We start from the raw sequence: 21,113 nt of genomic DNA, 5'->3' as shown, positions 1-21,113 counted from the left end.
ATGGTTACCCCCGCTTACGCCTTGTCCCGTTCGTGCAAGAACTCCGCAATGGAGACCCACGAGTCGGCAAGACGCTCAAGCCGCTCCATCAGCGCCAGATCTGTGATCGTCTCCGCGTTGTAGAGCAGGCGGGCAGCATTCGCGATGGCGATGTCCACTGTGGTGGCGATGTCTGGCTGGTTCACCGTGCGTTCCGTCCGTCTTACTGCTAGGGATGGCCGACGGTTCGCCGCGGCATGAGGAGCATAAGTCACGGTCATGCCGTAGTTCGTCGGGTTTTTGACCTTGGGCTACGACCAGCTTTCGCGCGTGTGCGTCATTGCGAGGGGGCCTCGTGGCGGTGGATCAGGACCTCCTCGACCAGATCGCCGGCACCGTCGCCGACCTCTACCGCGAAGTCGAATCCTCGCTGGTCACGGTCATCGCCGACGAACTCCGGAAGGGCCTCGACGCGCCCACCGCCGAGGTCAAGCTGGACGCGATCAGGCGCCTGCGCGCGGCCGCCGGGGCCGTCCAGCAGCGCCTGGCCAAGACCAAGTCCGCGGCCGCCCGGGAAGCAGCCGAGCAGGCCGAGGCCGACCGCCTCGCCCAGGAGGCGAAGGAGAAGGCCGAGTCGGGCTGAACTCCGCCAGGGCGGCCAACTGCTCGGTCTTGTGTGGACCGACGACCGCGAGGCCGCCGGATTCCTCCCCCACGAGGCCACCGGGCCTGACGGGGTGCGCGCGCAGGCGGCCGTGTGGACGATCCTGCATGACCTGTACGAGGCAGGCGTGCAGGCCACCGACGTGCTCGATCCCGACTTCTTCGAGGGCTTCGAGCTGCGCGTCTAGCTGGGGATCTTCGCCTTGTGCCGGGGGCACAGGCTGACGATGGCCGCACCCGCCACGTACGCCGACGTCTCCAGCCCGAACGCCTCGACACCGCTCGTTGCGACCTGGGCGAGGCTGCCGCCGTCGTCCAACGCCTTGCAGATCGACCAGCCCAGCTTCACCAGCTCCGCGTCGTCCGCATCCTTCACCCGCTGTTTCACAGTAAACAGGAACATTACTTCACGGTCAGTGCGCCTCAACGCCGTTGAGGTCGGACTCGGCTTGACCTTCTCCGCGCTCTCCTCGGTCGGCTCCGCGCCGGCCGATGGCTTGGCCGTGGCCGCCTGGTCCTCGCCGCCACCTGTGAGCTTGACCAGGCCACCGAGCAGGGCGAGCACGACCAGCGCACCGACGAGCACGGCGACCGCCTTCCCTTTCCCGCTCTTCTGCGGAGGCGGGGGCGGGAATGGGGGCAGCTCCGGCCGGTACGGGCCTGGGGGCGGCTGCCAGCCGGGCGGCGGTCCGGGCTGCGTGTACTGCTGAGTCAGCGGACCGTACGGCTGTTGCGGGGGCTGGCCTGGCCACTGCTGCGTCGGCTGGCCAGACTGCCCCGGCTATTGCTGGGGCTGCTGCGGAGGGTGCATAACCGCGCACCATACGCCCCACATCTGATGATCCACCCGAATCACCTGGGATAGATGCCCGAAAAGGGCCGCCCGGAGCGGTCCAAAACTCCTCAGTCGGCCAGGTGCCGACCTTCCACTATCGCGCGCTCCCCAGGAGGGTCCGCATGACCATGCCCACCCCGCCGGCCCCAGCACCTCAGCCCGGACCGGCCCCGACCGACCCCGGCCAGCAGCCGCCCGCACAAGGCGCGCCCCCGCCGACCCTCAGGGGCAGCAGCCCCCAGCAGCGCCCCCCGCGCCCGCCTGGACACTGCCCCGCCCAGGCCGCCGGTCCCCGGCCCGCCACCCGGCTACCAGTCGCCGGCACAGGGCGACGGTTCTCGCGACATCTCCCGGCTCCCCCAGTGGGCGCAGAAGGAGATCCAGGACCAGCGCTCCGAGAATGCCCGGCGCAGGATCAGCGAGCGCACCGCCACCGTGTCCATGCACGCCTTCGCCGCTGCAGCGACCCTCGGTGTCAACGGCCAGGCGCTCCTTGCCGGCATCCCTTTTCAGCAGGTAGCCGCCGAGCTGGACCCCGCTGCGCCGGACTTCAACGAGCAGCTATCAGCCATGCTCAGCCCCTGGATGGCAGCTCGAAGATCTTTCTCGGCCACTCTTGCGGGGCTTGGACGGTCGAGGGGGGCGATGAGCATCTGTCACCCATCGGGGACCGGGCCGCCCGAGAAGTAGCCGCACACGATCTGCGCGCAGCGAGACACGCGCACCCTCCACCGGCGTCGCCTCGCCGTATCCGTGCGGGCGACGCCGCGAGGAGGGGTGCGGGGGTGGGTCAGACCGAGTACTTGCAGATCAACGCCTGGCTGCCGCCCTGAGCGTGGCCAATGTAGGCGTAGGTGGGGTGGAAGTAGGCGCACGCGGCGGAAGGGCTCCCGCTGCCCACGTAGGTGGTCTGAGTGCCGTTCCAGCGGTAGCAGCCCAGGCTGCCGTTGTAGAAGCCGACAATGGACGAGGAGTTGACGTTAGCCGCGCAGTACTCACCGAGCGAGAGCGGGCTGTACACGATTTCGAGAACGGCCGCGGAACGGGCGGCCTGCGCGGGGACGGTGGAGACGGCAAGTGCGCCGAGGCAGGCGAGCGCGGCGGTGGCGAGCGCGACGACACGACGAGGCATGAAGGACCTCCGGGATCCAGGAAGGCGTGCGACACGGAGAGGGGGGCTGAGCGTGACGAGGTGCAGCGCCGAGCGAGGTGGAGTTCTGCGCGATAGGGATACGCTGCGTCGATCACAGTATTAAATAGGAAACCTTCCTATGCAATAGGCGGTAATACGCCTTTCAGCGAACCTTCTCGTGGTGCGGCGACCGGCTGGAGAGAGGCGTGGCGACGATGTCGTCGTCGCGGCCGGGCGGGTCAGGAGCCGGCGGGCCAGTACTCGTCGCGCAGGAGGCGCTTGTAGAGCTTCCCGGTGGGGTGCCTGGGCAGTTCCTCGCGGAAGTCGACGGACTTGGGACACTTGTAGGGCGCCAGCTGGGAACGGCAGTACTCGATCAGCTCGGCTTCCAGCTCCGGGCCCGCCAGGTCCATGGAGGCCGGCTGGACGACCGCCTTGACCTGCTCGCCCATCTCCTCGTCCGGAACGCCGAAGACCGCCACGTCCGCCACCATGGGATGGACGGACAGGACGTTCTCGGCCTCCTGCGGATAGATGTTGACCCCGCCAGAAATGATCATGTAGGAGCGGCGGTCGGTGAGGTAGAGGAAACCCTCCTCGTCGAGGTAGCCGATGTCGCCGAGGGTGGTCCAGCCCCGTCCCAGCGGGTCGCGGGACGCCTCCGTCTTGGCCTCGTCGCCGTGGTAGACGAACTGGGGGCCGTCCGAGAAGTAGACGGTGCCGTGCTCGCGCGGCGGCAGCTCGTTGCCCTCCTCGTCGCAGATGTGGGTGACGCCGAGCAGCGGGCGGCCGACCGTTCCCTTGTGTGCCAGCCAGTCCTGCGAGCCGACGTACAGGAAGCCGTTGCCCTCGGTGCCCGCGTAGTACTCGTGGATGATCGGCCCCCACCAGTCGATCATCCGTTCCTTGACCGGGACGGGGCAGGGGGCGGCGGCGTGGATCGCGCAGGCCAGCGACGACAGGTCGTAGCGCGCGCGGGTCTCCTCGGGCAGCTTGAGCATCTTGATGAACATGGTCGGCACCCACTGCGAATGGGTGACGGAGTACTTCTCGATGAGCGCGAGCGCCCGCTCCGGGTCGAACCTCTCCATGACGACGATCGTGGCGCCCATCCGCTGGAAGCTCAGGCAGTAGCGCAGCGGGGCGGCGTGGTAGAGCGGAGCCGGGGAGAGGTAGACGCTGTCTGCCGAGGGGGCGAACAGGAACTGGATGAGCTGCAGCAGCGGCCCCGGCTGATCCAGCGGCGCCTTGGAGAGCAGGGGCTTGACACCCTTGGGCCGCCCGGTGGTGCCCGAGGAGTAGAGCATGTCCATCCCCTGGCACTCGTCCTCGACGGGCGTGGCGGGGTGGGCCGCGACGGCCTTCTCGTAGGACTCGAAGCCAGGGGCGACACCGTCCAGCATGAGCCTGAGCCCGACCCCGGGGGTGAGATCGGTGATGGAGACCGCCACGTCCGCGAGGGCGGCCGAGGAGATGAAGACCCGGGCGCCGCAGTTGTCGACGATGTAGGCGAGCTCGTCGGTCTTCAGACGCGAGCTGATGGCCGTGTAGTACAGGCCCGAGCGGTGCGCGGCCCAGGCGACCACCAGGAAGAGCGGATGGTTCTCCAGCATGAAGGCGACGTGATCACCCGGCCTCAGCCCTGCGGCACGGAAGAGGTGCGCAAGGCGGTTGGATTCCTCGTCCAGCTCTCGGTAGGTGACGACCCTCCCGGAGCCCGCCATGATCACGGCGGGTTTGTCCGGCGAAACTGCTGCGATGGCTCCCGGGTGCATGGAGCAGAACATTACTCGGTTTCAGGTTTGGTGAGAAGTACCCGAACACGGCAGGGCCGCGACCTCGCGGACGAGGTCGCGACCCGGTGGACGACGGTCTTTCGCGGCCCTGGAAAGGCTCCCGGCTCACCCCGGCGTGGCCGCGCGGCGGAAGGCCATCGGCCCGGCCGGTCAGTCGCGCGCAAGACGGCGGGCGACGGTGTCACCCAGGCTCTGCACCAGCTGCACGACGGCGACCAGCACGACAACGGTGACGATCATGAGGGTGGTCTCGAAGCGCTGGTAGCCGTAGCGGATGGCCAGGTCTCCGAGCCCGCCCCCGCCGATCGCCCCGGCCATCGCCGAGTACGAGATCAGCGCGACCACGGTCACCGTGAGCCCCGCGATCAGGCCGGGCATCGCCTCGGGCAGCAGCACCTTGCCGACGATGGTCGCGCGGCCGGCTCCCATGGCCTGGGCCGCCTGCACCTTGTCCCTGCCGACCTCGCGCAGCGCGGTCTCCACCAGGCGGGCGAAGAACGGCGCCGCGCCGAGCGTCAGCGGGACCACCGCGGCGATGGTGCCGATGGTCGTGCCGACGATCAGCCTGGTGAACGGGATCACCGCGATCATCAGGATGATGAAGGGCAGCGAGCGGCCGAGGTTGACGACCAGCCCCAGCACCCGGTTGAGCACCGCGGAGGGGAACAGCCCGCCCCTGTCGGTGGCGACCAGCGCCACCCCGAGCGGGAGCCCGAGCAGCACCGTGAACAGGGTCGACCACAGCACCATCTCGACGGTCTGGCCCGTCGACTCCAGCAGCATCGGGAACATCTCGTCCCAGGTCATCGGGCCTCCTCGACCAGCAGGCCGCGTTCGGCCAGGTAGCTGAGCGCGGCGGCGCGCTCGTCACCGGTGACGAGCAGGCGCAGCCGTCCGGTCGAGACGCCCGCCACCTCCTCCAGTGCCCCGCCGAGGATGTTGACGTCCACATCGAACTTGCGGACCACCTGTGACACCACCGGCTCGCCGGCCTGACCGGTGAAGGTGATCGTGACATTGCCCGGCTCCGGCTCGGGGAGGGGGAACAGCTCCGCGGCGAGCCGGGAGCCGGGCCTGGAGATCAGCTCGGGGATGGTCCCGGACTCCTCGACCAGGCCGTCGCGCATGACCGCGACCGAGTCGCAGATCGACTTGACGACGTGCATCTCGTGGGTGATCAGCAGGATGGTCAGGCCGAGCTCACGGTTGAGGCTCTTGAGCAGGGCCAGAATCGACTGCGTGGTGCCCGGGTCGAGTGCCGAGGTGGCCTCGTCCGACAGCAGGACCGGGGGGCTGCCGGCCAGCGCGCGGGCGATGCCGACCCGCTGCTTCTGTCCTCCCGACAGCTGCGCGGGGTACGCCCCGGCCTTGTCGGCCAGCCCGACCAGCTCCAGCAACTCGGCGGTCCGCCTGGCGCGCTCGGCCTTGGCCATCCCCATGACCTCGAGCGGGAAGGCGACGTTGCCCGCGACGGTGCGGGAGGAGAGCAGCGCGAAATGCTGGTGGATCATCCCGATCCGCTGCCTCGCCCTGCGCAGGTCCCGCTCGGCCAGGCTCGTCAGCTCCTGGCCCGCCACCGAGACGGTGCCGGAGGTGGGCCGCTCCAGGAGGTTCACGCAGCGCAGCAGGGTGCTCTTGCCGGCGCCGCTCTGCCCGAGTACGCCGTATATCTCACCCTCGCGGACGTGGAGGTCCACGCCGTCGACGGCGACCACCTCGCGCCCTCGATCTCGATAGACCTTTCGCAGGTCCGACACGTCAATCACTGCTGTACCTCATATGGAACGGATCTCGGCAGGCTTCCGGGGAGGGAGCCGACGGGCACCCCGGAAGGAGGGCAGGTGGCCCGGACGGCGCGGGAGGAGATGGCCCACCGGGCAGATCATGGTCTCCGGCCCCGGTACACCCCTGGCCCAACGCAACCCTTATTTACCGTCATTCCCGACATGTTATGTTAAACCGATCGGCCCTTACGAACACCCGTGCCCGGAGTCATCCGGCGGCCCGCTCCCCCCTCGTTCGCACGCCGGAATCGACCGGCGCCTCTCCGCCCGGGAGCCCGGAGCCCGGCCGCACGGGTGCCCTCGGAGCGGTCCTCGAAAATCGGCTCCGGTCAAGTCTCAGCCGGGCCGTACGCCCTCCGCGGAAACGGAGGACCCCGTACCGTCATGGCGGTCAGCTCAGATCGGCGAACTCCCCACCCTTGATCATCCCGAGAAAGGCATCCCACTCGGACGGGGCGAAGGACAGCACCGGCCCCTCGGGGTCCTTGGAGTCACGGACCAGGACGAGCAACTCCTCGTCAGGGTGATCCACCTGAAGCCTGTTGATCCGGTTGGACATGGCCGACCGAAGTGGAGCAGGTGCCCCGTCGCCGAGCCTCGCCGCCGTCGACGTCGTTTCACCGGCCCACTTCAAGACATCCGATGGGCGGGGTGCGTCAAGTCGGTCCGGAGTGACCGCCGACGCGATCGGCGGGTTGTGGGCACGGCAACGAAGCGCTAGTCGTGCCGGTACGGATCCCGCAGCGGGACGATCCGCCGGGCGAAGTCCTCCTTGATCGCCCGCATTCTCGCCCCGGGCGCGTAGAAGCGGCCCTTGGTCTCCCCGTACGGAGCGAGCCAGCCCTTGGCCGCCAGGTCGCGCAGGTCCCTGGCCGCCTGCCCCTGGCTGAGCGACTCGTCCAGCTGGTACCTGCTCCGGCGCAGCCGCCGGTTGACGAACACCTCGTAGAGCGCCGAGACGGTACGGGTGTTGAGCCCGTCGGCGTCGACCCGCTCCTCCAGCAGCATCCACACCTCCCCCGCCTCGGCGAGCCTGCGCCGGACCTGCTGGGCCTGCAGGTGGTGGGCGCGCAGGCAGAAGCGCACCCAGTGCAGCGTGTCCCCGTGCGGATTCCAGTTCCGCCTTCCTCCCGCCGACAGAACCCGGTAGTAGTCGACGGTGTTCTCGGCGCCGCCGAGCCACTCCTCGATGGAGGAGAACTCCGGGGTGGTGATCCGGTCCCTGCCGAGCACCAGCGTCTGGAGCGCCCGCGACATGCGGCCGTTGCCGTCCCGCCAGGGGTGGATGCTCACCAGGTTGAAGTGGGCCATCGCGGCCCGCACGTAGCTCGGCGCCTTCAGGTCGCCCTCGTTGAGCCAGGCGACCAGCTCGGCCATCAGCTCCGGCACCCGCTCGGCGTCCGGCCCCTCGTAGACGACCTCCCCGGTGGTGGAGTTGCGGACGTAGATGCCGCCGGGCCGCACCGTGCCCGGCGTCTTGTCATGGTGATGGCCGATCATCATGAAGTTGAGCGCGTGCAGCAGACCGGCGTCGAACGCGAACACCGGGGCGCGGGAGAGCGCCTGGATGTAGGTCAGTGCCTGCTGGTAGCCGGAGATCTCCCTGGCGACCGCGCCGGAGGTCTCCAGGGGCTCCTCACCGGCCATGATGGACTCGATGTCCTCGACGCTGGCCCGGTAGCCCTCGATCGAGTTGGACCCCTGGATGGCCCGCGCCTGGAGCTGGCGTCTGAGCTGACCGTCCCAGCGGTGGGTCTCCGCGAGGCGGTACTTCAGGTCGCGGCGCATCTCCTCGATCTCGCCGAGGACCGCTTCGTCGATGGCCTCCAGGGGAGGCGTTCCGTACAGCATGGATCCCATGTCACCATGACCGAATCATTCGGTCAATCAACTTTATGATTCGTCCATTTATATGCGATGAGCTTGTTTCGTCCCGCGACGCGCGGATTGCCGGAGTTTGACGATCCGGCATCCACCGGGCAGCCGGACGGCCCGCCCCTTCCGGTGAGGGGGCGGGCCGTGCTGCGGGCCGCACGGGTCAGGCGGCGGCGTGTTCGGCCACCTTGGCCGGGGTGAGCGCGATGTCCAGAACCTCGCGCACGTCGCTCACCGCGTGGATGGTGAGCTCGTCGCGGACGGCCTGCGGGACGTCGTCCAGGTCGGGCTCGTTGCGCGCCGGGATCAGCACCGTCGTGATGCCCGCCCGGTGGGCGGCCAGCAGCTTCTGCTTGACCCCGCCGATCGGGAGCACCCGCCCGGTGAGGGAGACCTCACCGGTCATCGCCACGTCGGCGCGGACCTGACGGCCCGACAGCAGCGAGGCCAGGGCCGTGATCAGGGTGACGCCCGCGGACGGGCCGTCCTTGGGGACGGCGCCGGCCGGGAAGTGGACGTGCACCGAGCGGTCCTTAAGGGAGGCGACGGGCAGCTCCAGCTCCGCACCCCGCGAGCGCAGGTAGGAGAGCGCGATCCTGGCCGACTCCTTCATCACGTCACCGAGCTGGCCGGTCAGGGTCAGGCCGACCTCTCCGGTCTCGGGGTCGGCCAGGGACGCCTCCACGTAGAGCACGTCACCGCCCGCTCCGGTGACCGCCAGGCCGGTCGCCACCCCGGGCACCGCCGTACGCTGGCTGGACTCGGGAAGCGAGGACTCCGGCACGTTGCGCGGGCGGCCCAGATAGGGGACCAGGTCCCCCACCACCACGGGCAGCTCGCCCTCGCCGAGCGCGACGTTGGCCGTCACCTTGCGCAGGATCCTGGCGATCGAGCGCTCCAGGGACCGGACCCCGGCCTCCCTGGTGTACTCGCTCGCGAGCCTGCGCAGCGCGTCCTCGTCGAGGGTGACGTCCTCGGCGGTGAGGCCGGCCTTGTCGAGCTGGCGCGGGAGCAGGTGGTCCCGGGCGATGGCGACCTTCTCGTCCTCGGTGTAGCCGTCGAGCGTCACGATCTCCATACGGTCCAGCAGCGGGCCGGGGATGGCCTCCAGCACGTTGGCGGTCGCCAGGAAGAGCACGTCGCTGAGGTCGAGCTCCACCTCCAGGTAGTGGTCGCGGAAGGTGTGGTTCTGCGCGGGGTCGAGCACCTCGAGCAGCGCCGCAGTCGGGTCGCCCCGGTAGTCGGAGCCGACCTTGTCGACCTCGTCGAGCAGCACGACCGGGTTCATCGAGCCGGCCTCGCGGATGGCCCTGACGATCCGGCCCGACTGGGCACCGACGTAGGTGCGCCGGTGGCCGCGGATCTCGGCCTCGTCCCTGACCCCGCCGAGGGCGACGCGGACGAACTTGCGGCCCATCGCGCGGGCGACGGACTCGCCGAGGGAGGTCTTGCCGACCCCGGGGGGGGCCGGCCAGCGCGAGCACGGCGCCGCTGCGACGGCCGCCGACCACGCCGAGCCCCTTCTCCGCCCTGCGCCCGCGGACGGCGAGGTATTCGATGATGCGGTCCTTGACGTCGTCGAGACCGGTGTGGTCGGCGTCGAGGACGGCGCGGGCCGCGGCGATGTCGTACAGGTCCTCGGTCCGCTCGTTCCACGGGATGTCGAGGACGGTGTCGAGCCAGGTGCGGATCCAGCCGGTCTCGGGAGACTGGTCGGAGGTCCGCTCCAGCTTGTCGACCTCCTTGAGCGCGGCCTGGCGCACCTTTTCCGGCAGGTCGGCGGCCTCGACGCGGGAGCGGTAGTCCTCCTCCTCGGAGGCGGAGGTGTCGCCGTTCAGCTCGGCGAGCTCCTTGCGGACCGCCGCGAGCTGCTGGCGGAGCAGGAACTCGCGCTGCTGCTTCTCCATGCCCTCCTGGACGTCCTTGCGGATCGTCTCGGCCACGTCGATCTCGGCCAGGTGCTCGCGCGACCACTCGACCAGCTTCTCCAACCGGTCCGCCGGGTCGGCGGTCTCCAGGATCTCCGCCTTACGCGAGGTGCTCAGCCAGGGGGCGTAGCCGGAGTTGTCGGCCAGGATCGAGGGGTCGTCCATCTGGTTGACCGCGTCGACGACCTGCCAGGCGCCCCGCTTCTGCAGGATCGTGGTGGCCAGCGCCTTGTACGCCTTCGCCAGCTCGTGGGCGCGCTCGTCCGCCGCGACGACGGGAACGCGGGTGGCCTGCACCCACAGGGCCGCGCCCGGACCGGTCGTGCCGGTGCCCACCCGGACCCGGTCGACGCCGCGCAGCACGGCGGCGGGCTCGCCGCCGGGCAGCCTGCCCACCTGCTCGACGATCGCCCGCACGCCCACCGAGCCGTATCTTCCGTCGATCCGGGGAACGAGAAGGACTTCGGGCTTGTTGTCAGCGAGAGCCTGCGCCGCGTCGATCGCGGCCCGGACCTCGGTCTCCGACAGGTCAAGCGGGACCACCATGCCCGGCAGCACGACCTCGTCGTCGAGCGGCAGGACCGGGAGGATCAAGCTCTCACTCATGTGAACTCCAAAGGTTGAGTTATACCCACTCAATTAATGGGAGCCTGAGAATGTTCCCAGGGTTGAGCCTGTTCGCTGTGAGCGATCGTAATCGTGTAATCGGAGTCATCGGCCCCCTCGCACGGCCTAGGGACACCCGGAGTGCGCCCCGGACGGCGCGGGAACATCACGTCGCCCGGGAAGCCGGGCGCGCACCGCCAGAGCGTCCGGCGAATCGGACAGGTCAGGCCGGTGCCGCGGGAGACCGGCCGCGGTTTCGACGGCGCGACAAAAGTTAGCCGAGGCTAACCTAAGGGTAGATTGGCGGCGGGAGCATCGGCCGAGGCCCCCTGCGGCGCACTCCGCCCGCTCGCGCCTGACCGAGAACCCCACTTCGCGCGTCCCGCCCGCACCTGACGCGAGGGCGGCCGGTTTAATGACAGAGTGTCGTCATCGACTTGACGGGGTGGCGCGATTTTTGTGACACTGTGTCATGAAAAGTTTCCTCGCCGCGGAGTGATCATGAGTGAGCCGCCGTTCTCCGAAGTCCTCAGGAACGCCACCTGGGGCGACCACGAATCCGCCGAGGACGAGAGCTATCTCAAGGCCCTGATGGCGGGCCACCTCACCCCCGAGGCGTACGGCGAGATGGTCGCCCAGCACTATTTCGCCTACGTGGCCCTGGACGGTGCCGCACGGTCGCTCACCGAGGACCCCGTCGCGGCCCCCTTCGTCTTTCCCGAGCTCTATCGGGAGGAGGCACTGGTCCGCGACCTGGAGACGATCTACGGGTCCGGCTGGCGGTCCAGGATCGAGCCCTCCAAGCCGACCCTGACCCTGGTCGCCCGCATCAACCAGGTGGCCACCTGGCCGGCCGGCTACATCGCCCATCACTACACCCGCTACATGGGCGACCTGTCCGGCGGGCAGTTCATCCGGATGGAGCTGCAGAAGATCTACGGCTACCAGCCGGGCGGGGGTATCGACTTCTACCTGTTCGACGGGATCGGCAGCCTGCCCCGCTTCAAGAACGAGTACCGGGCACGGCTGGACGCACTGCCTCTGGACGAGGCCGAGAAGCAGCGTCTGATCCGCGAGACCAGGCTCGCCTACCAGCTCAACACCGAGGTCCTGGGCGAACTCGGCCGGGTGGCCCGGTCCGAGGCCGCCGCCTGAACCCGGTCGCCCCACAGTACGAGTGAACGCTCCGGCACGGACTCTCCGTACCGGAGCCGGTCTTGGTGAACCGCACGGTCCCGACAAAGGCCCTCGAAGACGTACGACGCTCAGAAGGCGTACGGCCCGAAACGGCCCCAGGCCACGAAGGCGGCCAGCGCGAGGAGCAGCAGGTTCATCACGAGCGCCGAGTACTCCTTGCGCCGGACGTGCACGACGATGGCACCGATCATCGTGATCACCAGGCCGGCGGCGGCGAGGGGGGTCAGCACGGGCAGGATGCCGGTGAAAGCGGGCAGGACCAGCCCGATCCCGGCCAGCACCTCGAGTATGCCGATGCCCTTGATCTGGCCGGCGGAGAAGTCCTCCACCCATCCCCCCAGTCTGGCGATCAGGTTCTCGCGCGGCTGGGTGGCCTTGGTGAGACCCGCGATGAGGAACATCACGGCGAGCAGAATCTGCGCGCCCCAGAGGGCAACGTTCATGAGGCACTCCGAAAATAAGTGAAGGCACGCCTTCGTCTGTCGCACCGTAGCATAACCGCAAGGAAGCCTTCACTTTATAGAATCGGCTCATGGACGCGTGCAAACGGCGGGGATTGCGCAGGGACGCCGAGATCAACCGGGAGCGGATCATGACGGCGGCGCGCGTCGCGTTCCGCGAGCGCGGGCTCGACGTCCCCCTGGAGGAGATCGCCCGCCGGGCCGAGGTGAACATCGCCACGCTCTACCGGCGCTTCCCCGACCGCGAGGCGCTCATCGAGGCGATCCTGGCCGACCACATGGCCGATTTCGTGGAGGCCGCCGAGGCGGCGGAGCGCACCGACGACCCCTGGGAGGCGTTCGCCGAGCTGGTCGAACACATCTGCGGGATGCAGGCCGCCGACCAGGGGGTGACCGAGGGGTTCACCGTCTGCTTTCCCGGAGCCGCCCTGGAGGCGCCGAGGGCACGGGCGATGGCGGCGGTCGAGCGGGTGATCGAGCGGGCCCGCCGCGCCGGGACGCTGCGCCCCGACTTCACCGGCCAGGACCTGATGCTGATCATGATGGCCAACGCCGGGGTGCTCGGCTCCACCCGCGGCGCCGCCCCGCAGGCGTGGCGGCGGCTGATCGCCCTGATCCTCGGCGCCTGTCGCACCGACCGCCTCGGCCCTCCGCTCCCCCCGGCTCCCAGCACCGCGGACCTGCATGCCGCCATGAGCTCGGCCCGCCCCCAGCGCTGACCTCGCGGCCGGACACGGAACGACCTGCCGGCAGGCGACGGCACTGTGCGACCATGGGACCATGCCCCGGATTTCGGCCGCGACCATCGGCGAGCACCGCGCCCAGACACAGGACCGCATCCTGCGGGCGGTCTCGCGTCTCTCCCGGGAGCAGGGCATCGACGCCATCTCCATGACCGATGTGGCGAGCGAGGCCGAGATCACCCGCACTGTGCTGTACAACTACTTCCCGGACAAGGCTGCGCTGCTGCTGGCCTTCACCGAGCGGGTGACGCACTACTTCATCGACAGCTACGAGCGGGAACTGCCCGAGCGGGCCCTGCCCGCCGAGCGGCTGCGGGTCTTCGTCAGGCTCCAGCTCGACGGGCTGCTCGCCCACCCCCATCCCGGCCCCGCCGACCTGTCCGCGGCGCTGGGCCCCGACGCCTACCAGCGCCTGGCCGACCATGTCGAGCCGATGCAGCGCATCCTGACCGGCATCATCGACAGCGGCGTGGCCTCGGGCGACTTCCACGCCCCCGACGTGGAGGTCGCCGCCCGCTTCATCCTCGCCGTCATCGGCGCCGAGCGGGTCCCGCTGCTCAGCGGCGCGGTGACGCCCGAGGAGGCCGCGGAGACGGTCTCCGGCTTCGTGCTGCGCGGCCTGGGCACGGTCTGAGCCCACTGGCGGACACCTCGGCCGTATCCCGCCACCCGCAGGAGGGACATGGGAGATCACTCCCTGGTGGGACGCGGACCACGGCCGCGCCGCCTACGCTGATCCGGGTGACCCCCACCCCCGCACGGCGCATACGGCCGGTACGGGAGGCCGCCGCGCGACTGGCCCACCCCCTCGTCGAGGCGCTGGTGACCGGGGCGGCCGACCCTGCCGGCCGCCTCCGGTCACGCCGCCTCCGCCCCCGCATGCCGAGGGCGCTGGGGCTGCTGCCGTTCCGGACCATCGACCTGGTCCTGCTGGCCGACCTGGCGCTGACCTTCACGCTGTTCGACGCCGGCCTCTCCCTACTCAGGGACGAGGCGATCCGGGCGCACCTCCCGCTCGGCGGGGAGCTCACATTCACGGCCCTGGCCTTCTCCCTGCCGCTCGCGTTCCGTGGCCGGTGGCCGCTGGCCGCATGGCGGATGGCGATCCTCCTGATTCCCCTGGGTACGGTCGTCTCACGGCAGTTGTCCGACCCCCCGTACAGCACGGCTGCCGCGGTCATGTACGTACTCGTGGTCTACGCGGTCGCGGTCCGCTCGGAGCGGCACATCACCGTGGGCGTGTGGATCGTCTCGGTCCTCGTCGCCTGGGTGATCCACCCCGGCTCGCTGGCCGTCGTCACCGGCATCGTCACGGTGACCGTCCTGTTCGGCCACAACGTGCGTGCCCGGCGGCTGGCCGTCGGCCTGCTGGCCCAGGAGGAGCGGCGCAGCCGGCAGGCACTGGCCGGACAGGCCGTGCTGGAGGAGAGGGCCAGAATCGCCAGGGAACTGCACGACGTCGTCGCCCACCACATGTCGGTGATCGCCATCCAGGCGGAGGCCGTTCCGCTGCGGGCGGCCGGGGACGCGGAGCATTTGGAGGAAGGACTCAGGGAGATCCGCGCGCTGTCGCTGGCGGCCATGACCGAGATGCGCCGCGTACTGGGCGTGCTGAGAGAGGGTGACGGACACGCGGACATCGCACCGCAGCCGGGACTCGGCCGATTGGAGGAACTCGTCGACACCGCGCGCTCCGCGGGGCTCATCGTGACGCTCAAACTGGGCGGTGACCTGACGGGGCTGCCCACGGCGGTGAGCCTGTCCGCCTACCGGATCGCCCAGGAGTCGCTCAGCAACGCCATGCGGCACGCCCCCGGTTCGGCCGTCTCGATGAGGATCGCCCGTTACGGCGCCGAGTTGCACGTCCAGGTGACGAACGACGCCGGGCGCCGTTCCACCGGGGAAGGCGGGCACATGGGGCACGGTCTGATCGGGATGCGGGAACGGGTGTCCGTACTCGGCGGAAGCCTGTGGGCCGGGCCGGTCGGGACGGGCTTCGCGGTCACCGCCATACTTCCGATCACGGAGGACGCTTGACCTCCTCCCCTGGGCCGGAGCCCGGGGTCTCCACGCTCAAGGAGATTCGATGACGATCCGGGTGCTCATAGCCGACGACCAGGGCATGGTACGGACCGGCTTCACCGTCTTCCTGAGCTCGCAGCCGGACATCGAGGTCGTGGGCGAGGCCGCCGACGGGCGCGAGGCTGTGGCCAGGACGGCCGAGCTGCGGCCCGACGTCGTGCTGATGGACGTACGGATGCCGGTCATGGACGGTCTCGCGGCGACGCGGGAGATCATGGAGTCCACCGGTCCCGTCCCGAGGATCCTGATCCTGACCACGTTCGACCTCGACGACTACGTCTACGAGGCGCTGCGGGCCGGGGCCGGCGGGTTCCTGCTCAAGGACGCCTCGGCGCAGCAGCTCGCCGAGGCGGTACGGGTGCTGGCGGCCGGGGAGGCGCTGCTGGCGCCCTCGGTGACCCGGCGGCTGATCGCGGAGTTCGCCCGCGTCGGCCCGCGCCGCCCGCGCGGGCGCCTGGACGACATCACCGAGCGCGAGACCGAGGTGCTCGCACTCATCGCGCGGGGCAGGTCCAACCAGGAGATCGCCGCGGACCTGATCCTGTCGGAGCAGACCGTCAAGACCCACGTGGGCCGGATCCTCGCGAAGCTGAACCTGCGCGACCGCGCCCAGGCGATCGTGCACGCCTACGAGACGGGCCTGGTCCGCCCAGGCGAATGAGTCCGCGGCGTCTCAAGGCTGCCGGAGTCATCCTTCGCCCCGCCCGCCGGGCACGGCCCTGGACAGCGAACGGTCGCGGAACATCCGCGCTCTGGCCGGCGCTCCTGGCCGGGTCCTCGTCTCCGCTCTGAGGGTTCCGGTGGCGCCGGCCTCGTTCGCCGGGTGAGCCCGCCTCACCCCCGAGAGTGATCGCGAAGACGACTCCCCGGGGTGATGCGATCGACGAACCGCGGTTCCTAACGTCCTGTTCGATCCCGCAGATCGGACAGGAGGCTCGTATGTTCCGCCGTACGCTCGTCGTGGCCGTCGCCACGGCGCTCGCCTACGTGACGGTCCCGCCGCCCGTGGGCGACCGGGTGGTCCGGGTCTACGGTGATCTCGCCGCGGCCGAGTACGTCGCGGTCATCGTCCCCGGGGCCGACACCACGGCCGCCACCTTCGACGGCGGCAGGGCCAAGCGGTACAGCACACCGGGAGGAGGGGCGCGGGCGGTGCTGGCCGAGGCCCGGGCGCTGGATCCGGGGGCGAGGCTGGCGGTGGTCGCCTGGCTCGGCTACGACAGCCCGGCGACGCTCAGCCTTCGCGTGACGACCGGCGGGGCCGCCGAGCGGGGCGCGGTGGAGTTGCGGCGCTACGTCACCGGAGTTCTGGGGGGCAAGCGGGTCAGCCTGCTGTGCCACAGCTACGGCTCGGTGGTGTGCGCCGGGGCCTTACCCGCCTCCGGCGTCGCCGACACGGCCGTCTTCGGCAGCCCGGGACTGGGCGTCTCCTCGGCTGCCGAGTTGGGCGGTACCCGTCTTTGGGTGGGCAGCGGCCCTCTCGACTGGATGCGCGAGGTGCCCAAGCTCCGGATCGGCCCGTTCGGCTTCGGCCCCGATCCCGCCGCCCCGGCCTTCGGCGCCCGCCCGTTCGGGACCGAGGCCGCCGGGCACAGCGACTATCTCAAACCGGGCACCGAGTCACTGCGCAACCTGACCCTGATCGCCCTCGACCGGGGCGGCGAGGTTTCCGGTGGCTAGTCTCACGGCCGGGATCGAGGCGGCCACCCCGGCGGGCCGGGACAGGGGGGTGGACGCGCTGCGGGCGCTGGCGATCCTGGGTGTGGTGCTGGGGCACTGGCTGGTGACCGCGTGGGCGCCGGGCCCGGCGGGGGCGGTGTACCTGGCCAGCCCGCTCAGCCACCTGCCGGCGCTGACACCGCTGTCCTGGGTGTTCCAGACCCTGGCGGTGTTCTTCTTCGTCGGCGGCTACGCGGCGGCGCGTGGCCTCCGCTCGGCGGCCCTCAGGCCGGAAGGCGCTCCAGCGGGGGCGTGGCTGCGGGCCAGGATGGGGAGGCTGCTGGGGCCGGTGGTGCCGCTCGCCCTGATCTGGACGGGAATCGCGACGGGGATGGCGCTACGCGGGGCGCCGGTGGGGCTGATCAGGTCGATGGTGCTCCCGGCGGTGGGGCCGCTGTGGTTCCTGGCCGTCTTCGCCGCGCTGACCGCGGCCACTCCCCTGCTGCTGCGGCCGCATCCGGCTGTCACGGCCGCCGTGGCGTTCGCGGTGGTGCTCGGGGTGGACCTGGCCAGGTTCCGGCTCGGCGGTCCCGCCTGGCCGGGATGGGCGAACCTGGTGGCCGGCTGGCTGGTGCCGTACGCGCTGGGGATCGCCTGGGCGCGCGGCCTGCTCGGCTCGCGCCGGGTGGCGGTGGGTCTGCTGGCCGGCGGGGCGGCCGGGGCGGTGCTGCTGGTCGCCGGGTTCGGGTATCCGGCGAGCATGGTGGGGGTGACCGGGGCCGCGGTCTCCAACCTGGCGCCGCCCACCCTGGCGGCGGTCTGCTTCGGGCTCGCCCAGGTGGGGGCGGCGCTGCTGGCCCGCGCTCCGCTGGCCCGGCTGATGCGGCGTCCCCGGCTGTGGGCGGCGGTCGCGCTGGCCAACCTGTCGGCGATGACGCTCTTCCTGTGGCACCAGACCGCACCGGCCGTGATCGCCGTCGCCGCCCTGCGCCTCGGCGACGTTCCCGGCCTGCTGGCCGTGCCGGACGAGCCGGTCTGGCTGCTGCACCGGCTGGCCTGGTTTCCGGTGTTCGCGGCGGTTCTCGCGCTCGCCTGGCTGCCGGGAGTCATCCGGAGGCGGCTTGAGGACAGGGGGCGTCAGCTGCTCGCCGAGGCGGCGCGGCTCCTGCGCCGCCGTCGCCGCCGTTGTCTCTGACACCATGTCATGCCCGGCCGTTCGTCACCCGACCTCAGCGGGCGGGGATGCGTTCCAGGACTCCCCCGGCGAAGACGTCGTAGAGGCCGGTCGTCTCCAGGTGCACGTAGCCGATGTGGCAGTCGCAGATCGCCGCCGGGCACGCCGTGGCCTTCGGCCTGAACGTGCCCTCGTAGAGGTTTCCTAGCACGGCCGGGACGAAGTGGCAGCGCCGCACGGTGCCGTCGCCGTCGACGGAGATCACGCTGTCGCCGGTGCGGCAGGGCAGCCCGGCGCTCCGGTGCGGTGTCCGGCTGTACCGGAAGAGCGGATCGATCGCCGTCCAGTCGGCGGCCTCGTCGTCGGTGTAGGCGGCGCCCTCCGCCGCGTTCACCCAGACGTAGACCTCCGCGGGCAGGTCGGCCCGGATGCGGCGGGCGTGGCCGAGGTGTTCGGGCAGCCCGACGACGCCGACGCTGAAGCGGACCCCGCGCGCGACCAGGTCGCGGCAGCGGGTGAGAAAGCGCTCGTGGGTGACCTGGCCGGGGTGGTAGGTCGCCCAGAGGGCGAGCGTGTCCAGGTCGGCCTCGGCCAGCCAGCCGGACCGGTGGCTGAGGTTGGTCTGGATGGCGACCCGCCGCACATGCGGGAGGTGGCTCAGCTCGACCATCGCCCGGCGGTACCACGACCGGACGAGGCCCTCGCCCCACGGGGTGAACAGCACCGAGACCGGATGGTCCCGTCCCGCCACCCAGGCGGTGAACCGTTCCAGTGCCGCCCGGTCCCGCCTCAGCTGCTCCGGGTTGTCGCGCCGCTTGGCGAACGGGCAGTAGGGGCAGTCGTAGTCGCAACTCGCCAGCGGTCCCCGGTAGAGGATCGTCAGGTGACCGCGACCCCGGTCATCGGGCCCGCCCGGCAGCAGCGGCAGGCGCCGGGTTCCGGCGGCGGATGAGCCGGCCAAGCCTGTCACCGTCCCTCGTACCGGGCCATCAGCGCGCGGACCCTGCCGGAGAACAGCGCGGGGCCGATCGCGTCGGAGCGGGCCAGCCCCTCGGCGGTGAGCCGGAGCCGTCCGGGCCGCGCCCCTTCGCCGCCCGGCGGCGGCGCGTCACGCTCCAGCAGGCCCCCGGCCGTCAGGCGCTCCAGCTCCTCGCCGAAATGGGCCTCGACCCCGGCTCCGAAGCGGGCCCGGTAGGCCGCGTGGTCGAGCCCGTCGGCCTGGAGCAGCGACTGGATGAGGTGGCGGCGGCGCCGCTCCTCCTCGTCCAGCCGGAAGCCCACGTTGGCGACCGCGAACTCCCCGGGAGCCAGGCGCACGTAGTCGTCGATGATCGCGCGCACCTGGCCGGCGCCGACCGCGTACTCGTGGGAGTAGTGCAGATGAGAGGTGTAGGAGCGGGCACCGCAGCCGAGGCCGACCATGCCGTCGCTCTGGCAGCTGTACTCGGCGGGGCTCGACCGCCCCGGCAGCCGGAACATCCGCATCGAGATCTGCTCGTACCCGGCGGCGAGCAGATGGTCGCGGCCCTGGCGGTAGAGGGTGAGCCGGTGGTCGTCCCAGTCGCGGGCACGGCGGCCGAGACCGGTGAGCGGGCGGACGTACAGGGGGTAGAGGTAGATCTCCTCGGGCTTCCAGGCGAGCGCGGCGTCCAGCGAGTAACGCCAGGACGCCTCCGTCTGCCCGTCGATGCCGTAGATCAGGTCCAGGTTGAGCGTCTCGAACCCGGCCTCGCGGATCCGGCCGAGCGCCGTCTCCACCTCCTGCCTCCTCTGCGGCCTGACCGCCGCGCGGGCCTCGGCGTCGACGAAGCTCTGCACGCCGATCGAGATCCGGGTCGTCCCCCGTTCGGCCAGGACCGCGAGCCGGTCGGCCGTCGCGGTGGCCGGGGAGGTCTCCACCGCCATCGGGACCGCCCGCAGGTCGGCGCCCATGACCCGCTCGGTGAGGTCGAACATCCGGGTGAGCTCGGCGGCGTCGAGGTAGGTCGGCGTGCCGCCGCCGATGGCCGCCGCCACGAAGCGGGGAGCGTTCAGGGCGTCGCGTACGGCACCCGCCTGGCGTTCCAGCGCACCGAGATAGGCGTCGACCAGCTCGGCGGGGGCGCCGGTGCGGGTGAACAGGTTGCAGAATCCGCAGCGCATCTCGCAGAACGGGATGTGCAGGTAGAGGAAGAGGCGGTCGACGGGCTCCCCGGCCCACACCTCCGCCAGTGGCGGACGCGGATCGAGCGGCCGGTAGGCGGTCTTGTGCGGGTAGGCGTAGACGTAACCCTGGTACGGCCCCGCATCGGGTGAGGTGGCGTCCGGCGGCGACGCGGGTGCGCCCGGCCCGCCGTCCACCACCTCCGGTGTCCGGCCAGAACTCGGAGTCAACGCCACTCCCCCCGCCGCATCGTGAACTCACCGTAGGGCACGGTCCAGACGACCTCGTGACCGATCCGGTGCCCGACATATCCATCTTCACCGTAGGCGGTGCCGTGATCGGAACAGACGATCGCGAACCCCGGCCGCCGTTCGCTCATCAGCGAGAAAAGCCTGCCGATGTGCCGGTCGACGTGCTCGAGCGCCGCGGCGTGGCTTCGCCTGCTGTCACCGTGCTCGCGAGTGGCGCCCGGCAGGTGGAACCAGTTCGGCTGGTGCAGGGCCGACACGTTGACGAACAGGAACACCAGGCCGTCCACCCGCGCGACCACCCGCTCGGCGCACGCGATCTGCGCCTCGAACGAGTCCGGCGAGGTCACCCCGAATCCCGGCTCCCAGTGGCTCTCGGCGAACATCGCCGGCAGCGCGGCCCCGAGCGGGGTCAGCTTGTTGAAGAACCCCACCCCGCCGACGCAGACCGTGTGGTAGCCCGCACCGGCCAGCCCGCCGGGCAGATCGGGCGCGTCGAACACCCAGGTGCCCGGGGCCGTGGTCTCGCTCCCGGGGAACGCGGCGGCGAACGGGCGGGGATGCGGCCCAGGCCCGGCGGGGGTCGGCAGGAAACCGGCGAGGATCGCCGCGTGCGCCGCGTAGGTGAAGCTCCCCGGGCTGTGCCTGCGCTCCCAGCGTCCGCCGGGCAGCGCCCGCGCCAGCGTGGGCAGCCGCCCCGCGGCCAGCAGTTCCTCCGCCACGTCGTACCTGAGCGTGTCGAGTGTCACCAGCAGCAGGTCGTGGCTGCCCACGATCTCGTTCATGTCGCGCATCGGCCCCTCCTTCG

The 21,113-nt window shown here is 70.8% G+C and carries 22 protein-coding genes and 1 pseudogene; 9 read left to right on the top strand and 14 right to left on the bottom strand.

All coding sequences use genetic code 11. The features are described from left to right. Positions 1 to 14: 14 nt before the first annotated feature. Positions 15 to 185, bottom strand: coding sequence for a hypothetical protein (locus ACFQVD_RS05025; RefSeq protein WP_343966570.1), 171 nt, complete (start codon positions 183 to 185; stop codon positions 15 to 17). A gap of 149 nt (positions 186 to 334) precedes the next feature. Between ACFQVD_RS05025 and ACFQVD_RS05020 the strand changes: the two genes are divergently transcribed. Both ACFQVD_RS05020 and ACFQVD_RS05015 read left to right on the top strand, forming a co-directional pair. Then, positions 335 to 622: a hypothetical protein gene (locus ACFQVD_RS05020; RefSeq protein WP_343966573.1), complete on the top strand. Its 288-nt coding sequence runs from the start codon at positions 335 to 337 to the stop codon at positions 620 to 622. A 31-nt stretch (positions 623 to 653) separates the two neighbouring features. After that, positions 654 to 830: a hypothetical protein gene (locus tag ACFQVD_RS05015; RefSeq protein ID WP_343966575.1), complete on the top strand. Its 177-nt coding sequence runs from the start codon at positions 654 to 656 to the stop codon at positions 828 to 830. Here ACFQVD_RS05015 and ACFQVD_RS05010 read toward each other — a convergent pair. The 9 genes and pseudogenes from ACFQVD_RS05010 to lon form a co-directional block, all read right to left on the bottom strand. Next, a complete protein-coding gene (locus ACFQVD_RS05010; RefSeq protein ID WP_343966577.1) occupies positions 827 to 1,228 on the bottom strand; it encodes a DUF732 domain-containing protein in 402 nt (133 codons plus the stop codon). The genes ACFQVD_RS05015 and ACFQVD_RS05010 overlap by 4 nt on opposite strands. Before the next feature lie 557 nt (positions 1,229 to 1,785). Then, positions 1,786 to 1,956, bottom strand: a complete 171-nt coding sequence (locus ACFQVD_RS05005) for a hypothetical protein (RefSeq protein WP_343966579.1) — start codon at positions 1,954 to 1,956, stop codon at positions 1,786 to 1,788. A 311-nt stretch (positions 1,957 to 2,267) separates the two neighbouring features. Next, positions 2,268 to 2,609, bottom strand: a complete 342-nt coding sequence (locus ACFQVD_RS05000) for a hypothetical protein (RefSeq protein ID WP_343966581.1) — start codon at positions 2,607 to 2,609, stop codon at positions 2,268 to 2,270. 239 nt (positions 2,610 to 2,848) lie between these two features. Beyond that, the gene (locus ACFQVD_RS04995) at positions 2,849 to 4,384 is read right to left on the bottom strand and encodes an acyl-CoA synthetase (protein ID WP_343966583.1); all 1,536 of its coding nucleotides are present in this window, start codon (positions 4,382 to 4,384) and stop codon (positions 2,849 to 2,851) included. Between the two features lie 171 nt (positions 4,385 to 4,555). After that, positions 4,556 to 5,212, bottom strand: a complete 657-nt coding sequence (locus ACFQVD_RS04990) for a methionine ABC transporter permease (RefSeq protein ID WP_343966585.1) — start codon at positions 5,210 to 5,212, stop codon at positions 4,556 to 4,558. Further along, positions 5,209 to 6,171 (bottom strand): methionine ABC transporter ATP-binding protein, encoded by a 963-nt coding sequence (locus ACFQVD_RS04985; RefSeq protein WP_343966587.1) that lies wholly within the window; start codon positions 6,169 to 6,171, stop codon positions 5,209 to 5,211. The genes ACFQVD_RS04990 and ACFQVD_RS04985 overlap by 4 nt, the downstream gene beginning before the upstream one ends. 409 nt (positions 6,172 to 6,580) lie before the next feature. After that, a complete protein-coding gene (locus ACFQVD_RS04980) occupies positions 6,581 to 6,748 on the bottom strand; it encodes a DUF397 domain-containing protein (RefSeq protein ID WP_343966589.1) in 168 nt (55 codons plus the stop codon). A gap of 158 nt (positions 6,749 to 6,906) precedes the next feature. Next, entirely contained in the window at positions 6,907 to 8,049 is a 1,143-nt protein-coding gene (locus ACFQVD_RS04975) for a Fic family protein (RefSeq protein WP_343966591.1), read from the bottom strand. Positions 8,050 to 8,227: 178 nt separating this feature from the next. Further along, positions 8,228 to 10,598 (bottom strand): annotated as a pseudogene (lon, locus tag ACFQVD_RS04970) (endopeptidase La). Positions 10,599 to 11,099: 501 nt separating this feature from the next. Between lon and ACFQVD_RS04965 the strand changes: the two are divergent. Further along, positions 11,100 to 11,753 (top strand): biliverdin-producing heme oxygenase, encoded by a 654-nt coding sequence (locus tag ACFQVD_RS04965; protein WP_343966596.1) that lies wholly within the window; start codon positions 11,100 to 11,102, stop codon positions 11,751 to 11,753. A 110-nt stretch (positions 11,754 to 11,863) separates the two neighbouring features. Here the strand turns inward: ACFQVD_RS04965 and ACFQVD_RS04960 are convergent, their stop codons facing one another. Beyond that, positions 11,864 to 12,238: a DoxX family protein gene (locus ACFQVD_RS04960; protein WP_343966598.1), complete on the bottom strand. Its 375-nt coding sequence runs from the start codon at positions 12,236 to 12,238 to the stop codon at positions 11,864 to 11,866. An 89-nt stretch (positions 12,239 to 12,327) separates the two neighbouring features. Here ACFQVD_RS04960 and ACFQVD_RS04955 point away from each other — a divergent pair, with 89 nt between their 5' ends. From ACFQVD_RS04955 to ACFQVD_RS04930, 6 genes are all read left to right on the top strand, one after another. Next, positions 12,328 to 12,975, top strand: coding sequence for a TetR/AcrR family transcriptional regulator (locus ACFQVD_RS04955; RefSeq protein ID WP_343966600.1), 648 nt, complete (start codon positions 12,328 to 12,330; stop codon positions 12,973 to 12,975). Positions 12,976 to 13,036: 61 nt separating this feature from the next. Next, complete coding sequence (locus ACFQVD_RS04950; protein ID WP_343966601.1) at positions 13,037 to 13,633, top strand: TetR/AcrR family transcriptional regulator; 597 nt, start codon at positions 13,037 to 13,039, stop codon at positions 13,631 to 13,633. A 107-nt stretch (positions 13,634 to 13,740) separates the two neighbouring features. Beyond that, the gene (locus ACFQVD_RS04945; protein WP_343966603.1) at positions 13,741 to 15,036 is read left to right on the top strand and encodes a sensor histidine kinase; all 1,296 of its coding nucleotides are present in this window, start codon (positions 13,741 to 13,743) and stop codon (positions 15,034 to 15,036) included. A 49-nt stretch (positions 15,037 to 15,085) separates the two neighbouring features. Beyond that, positions 15,086 to 15,742 (top strand): response regulator transcription factor, encoded by a 657-nt coding sequence (locus ACFQVD_RS04940; RefSeq protein ID WP_364147677.1) that lies wholly within the window; start codon positions 15,086 to 15,088, stop codon positions 15,740 to 15,742. 278 nt (positions 15,743 to 16,020) lie between these two features. Beyond that, positions 16,021 to 16,761, top strand: a complete 741-nt coding sequence (locus ACFQVD_RS04935) for an alpha/beta hydrolase (protein ID WP_343966609.1) — start codon at positions 16,021 to 16,023, stop codon at positions 16,759 to 16,761. Beyond that, positions 16,754 to 17,935 (top strand): acyltransferase family protein, encoded by a 1,182-nt coding sequence (locus ACFQVD_RS04930; RefSeq protein ID WP_343966611.1) that lies wholly within the window; start codon positions 16,754 to 16,756, stop codon positions 17,933 to 17,935. Before ACFQVD_RS04935 ends, ACFQVD_RS04930 begins: the two co-directional genes overlap by 8 nt. Before the next feature lie 34 nt (positions 17,936 to 17,969). On the opposite strand, the gene ACFQVD_RS04925 is transcribed toward ACFQVD_RS04930, so the two are convergent. From ACFQVD_RS04925 to ACFQVD_RS04915, 3 genes are read right to left on the bottom strand one after another with little or no spacing between them, the layout of a single operon-like run. Further along, on the bottom strand, positions 17,970 to 18,842 hold the full coding sequence (locus ACFQVD_RS04925; protein ID WP_343966692.1) for an STM4011 family radical SAM protein: 873 nt from the start codon (positions 18,840 to 18,842) through the stop codon (positions 17,970 to 17,972). A 38-nt stretch (positions 18,843 to 18,880) separates the two neighbouring features. After that, positions 18,881 to 20,254, bottom strand: coding sequence for an STM4012 family radical SAM protein (locus tag ACFQVD_RS04920; protein WP_343966694.1), 1,374 nt, complete (start codon positions 20,252 to 20,254; stop codon positions 18,881 to 18,883). Positions 20,255 to 20,283: 29 nt separating this feature from the next. Next, positions 20,284 to 21,099: an STM4013/SEN3800 family hydrolase gene (locus ACFQVD_RS04915; RefSeq protein ID WP_386270521.1), complete on the bottom strand. Its 816-nt coding sequence runs from the start codon at positions 21,097 to 21,099 to the stop codon at positions 20,284 to 20,286. Positions 21,100 to 21,113 lie beyond the last annotated feature (14 nt).

Origin of the sequence: Streptosporangium amethystogenes subsp. fukuiense (assembly GCF_042665875.1) — a bacterium.
Classification (GTDB): domain Bacteria; phylum Actinomycetota; class Actinomycetes; order Streptosporangiales; family Streptosporangiaceae; genus Streptosporangium; species Streptosporangium fukuiense.
The sequence above is the reverse complement of the archived record's forward strand: the minus strand, read 5'-3'. Positions and strand labels throughout refer to the sequence as shown.

Excerpts from the sequence above, each read along its gene's own strand:
- ACFQVD_RS04960 (WP_343966598.1), bottom strand. The coding sequence starts at position 12,238 with ATGAACGTTGCCCTCTGGGGCGCGCAGATTCTGCTCGCCGTGATGTTC.
- ACFQVD_RS04950 (WP_343966601.1), top strand. The coding sequence starts at position 13,037 with ATGCCCCGGATTTCGGCCGCGACCATCGGCGAGCACCGCGCCCAGACA.
- ACFQVD_RS04980 (WP_343966589.1), bottom strand. The coding sequence starts at position 6,748 with ATGTCCAACCGGATCAACAGGCTTCAGGTGGATCACCCTGACGAGGAG.
- ACFQVD_RS04935 (WP_343966609.1), top strand. The coding sequence starts at position 16,021 with ATGTTCCGCCGTACGCTCGTCGTGGCCGTCGCCACGGCGCTCGCCTAC.
- ACFQVD_RS04940 (WP_364147677.1), top strand. The coding sequence starts at position 15,086 with ATGACGATCCGGGTGCTCATAGCCGACGACCAGGGCATGGTACGGACC.
- ACFQVD_RS05000 (WP_343966581.1), bottom strand. The coding sequence starts at position 2,609 with ATGCCTCGTCGTGTCGTCGCGCTCGCCACCGCCGCGCTCGCCTGCCTC.
- ACFQVD_RS04955 (WP_343966600.1), top strand. The coding sequence starts at position 12,328 with ATGGACGCGTGCAAACGGCGGGGATTGCGCAGGGACGCCGAGATCAAC.
- ACFQVD_RS04995 (WP_343966583.1), bottom strand. The coding sequence starts at position 4,384 with ATGCACCCGGGAGCCATCGCAGCAGTTTCGCCGGACAAACCCGCCGTG.
- ACFQVD_RS04990 (WP_343966585.1), bottom strand. The coding sequence starts at position 5,212 with ATGACCTGGGACGAGATGTTCCCGATGCTGCTGGAGTCGACGGGCCAG.
- ACFQVD_RS04975 (WP_343966591.1), bottom strand. The coding sequence starts at position 8,049 with ATGGGATCCATGCTGTACGGAACGCCTCCCCTGGAGGCCATCGACGAA.
- ACFQVD_RS04965 (WP_343966596.1), top strand. The coding sequence starts at position 11,100 with ATGAGTGAGCCGCCGTTCTCCGAAGTCCTCAGGAACGCCACCTGGGGC.
- ACFQVD_RS04915 (WP_386270521.1), bottom strand. The coding sequence starts at position 21,099 with ATGCGCGACATGAACGAGATCGTGGGCAGCCACGACCTGCTGCTGGTG.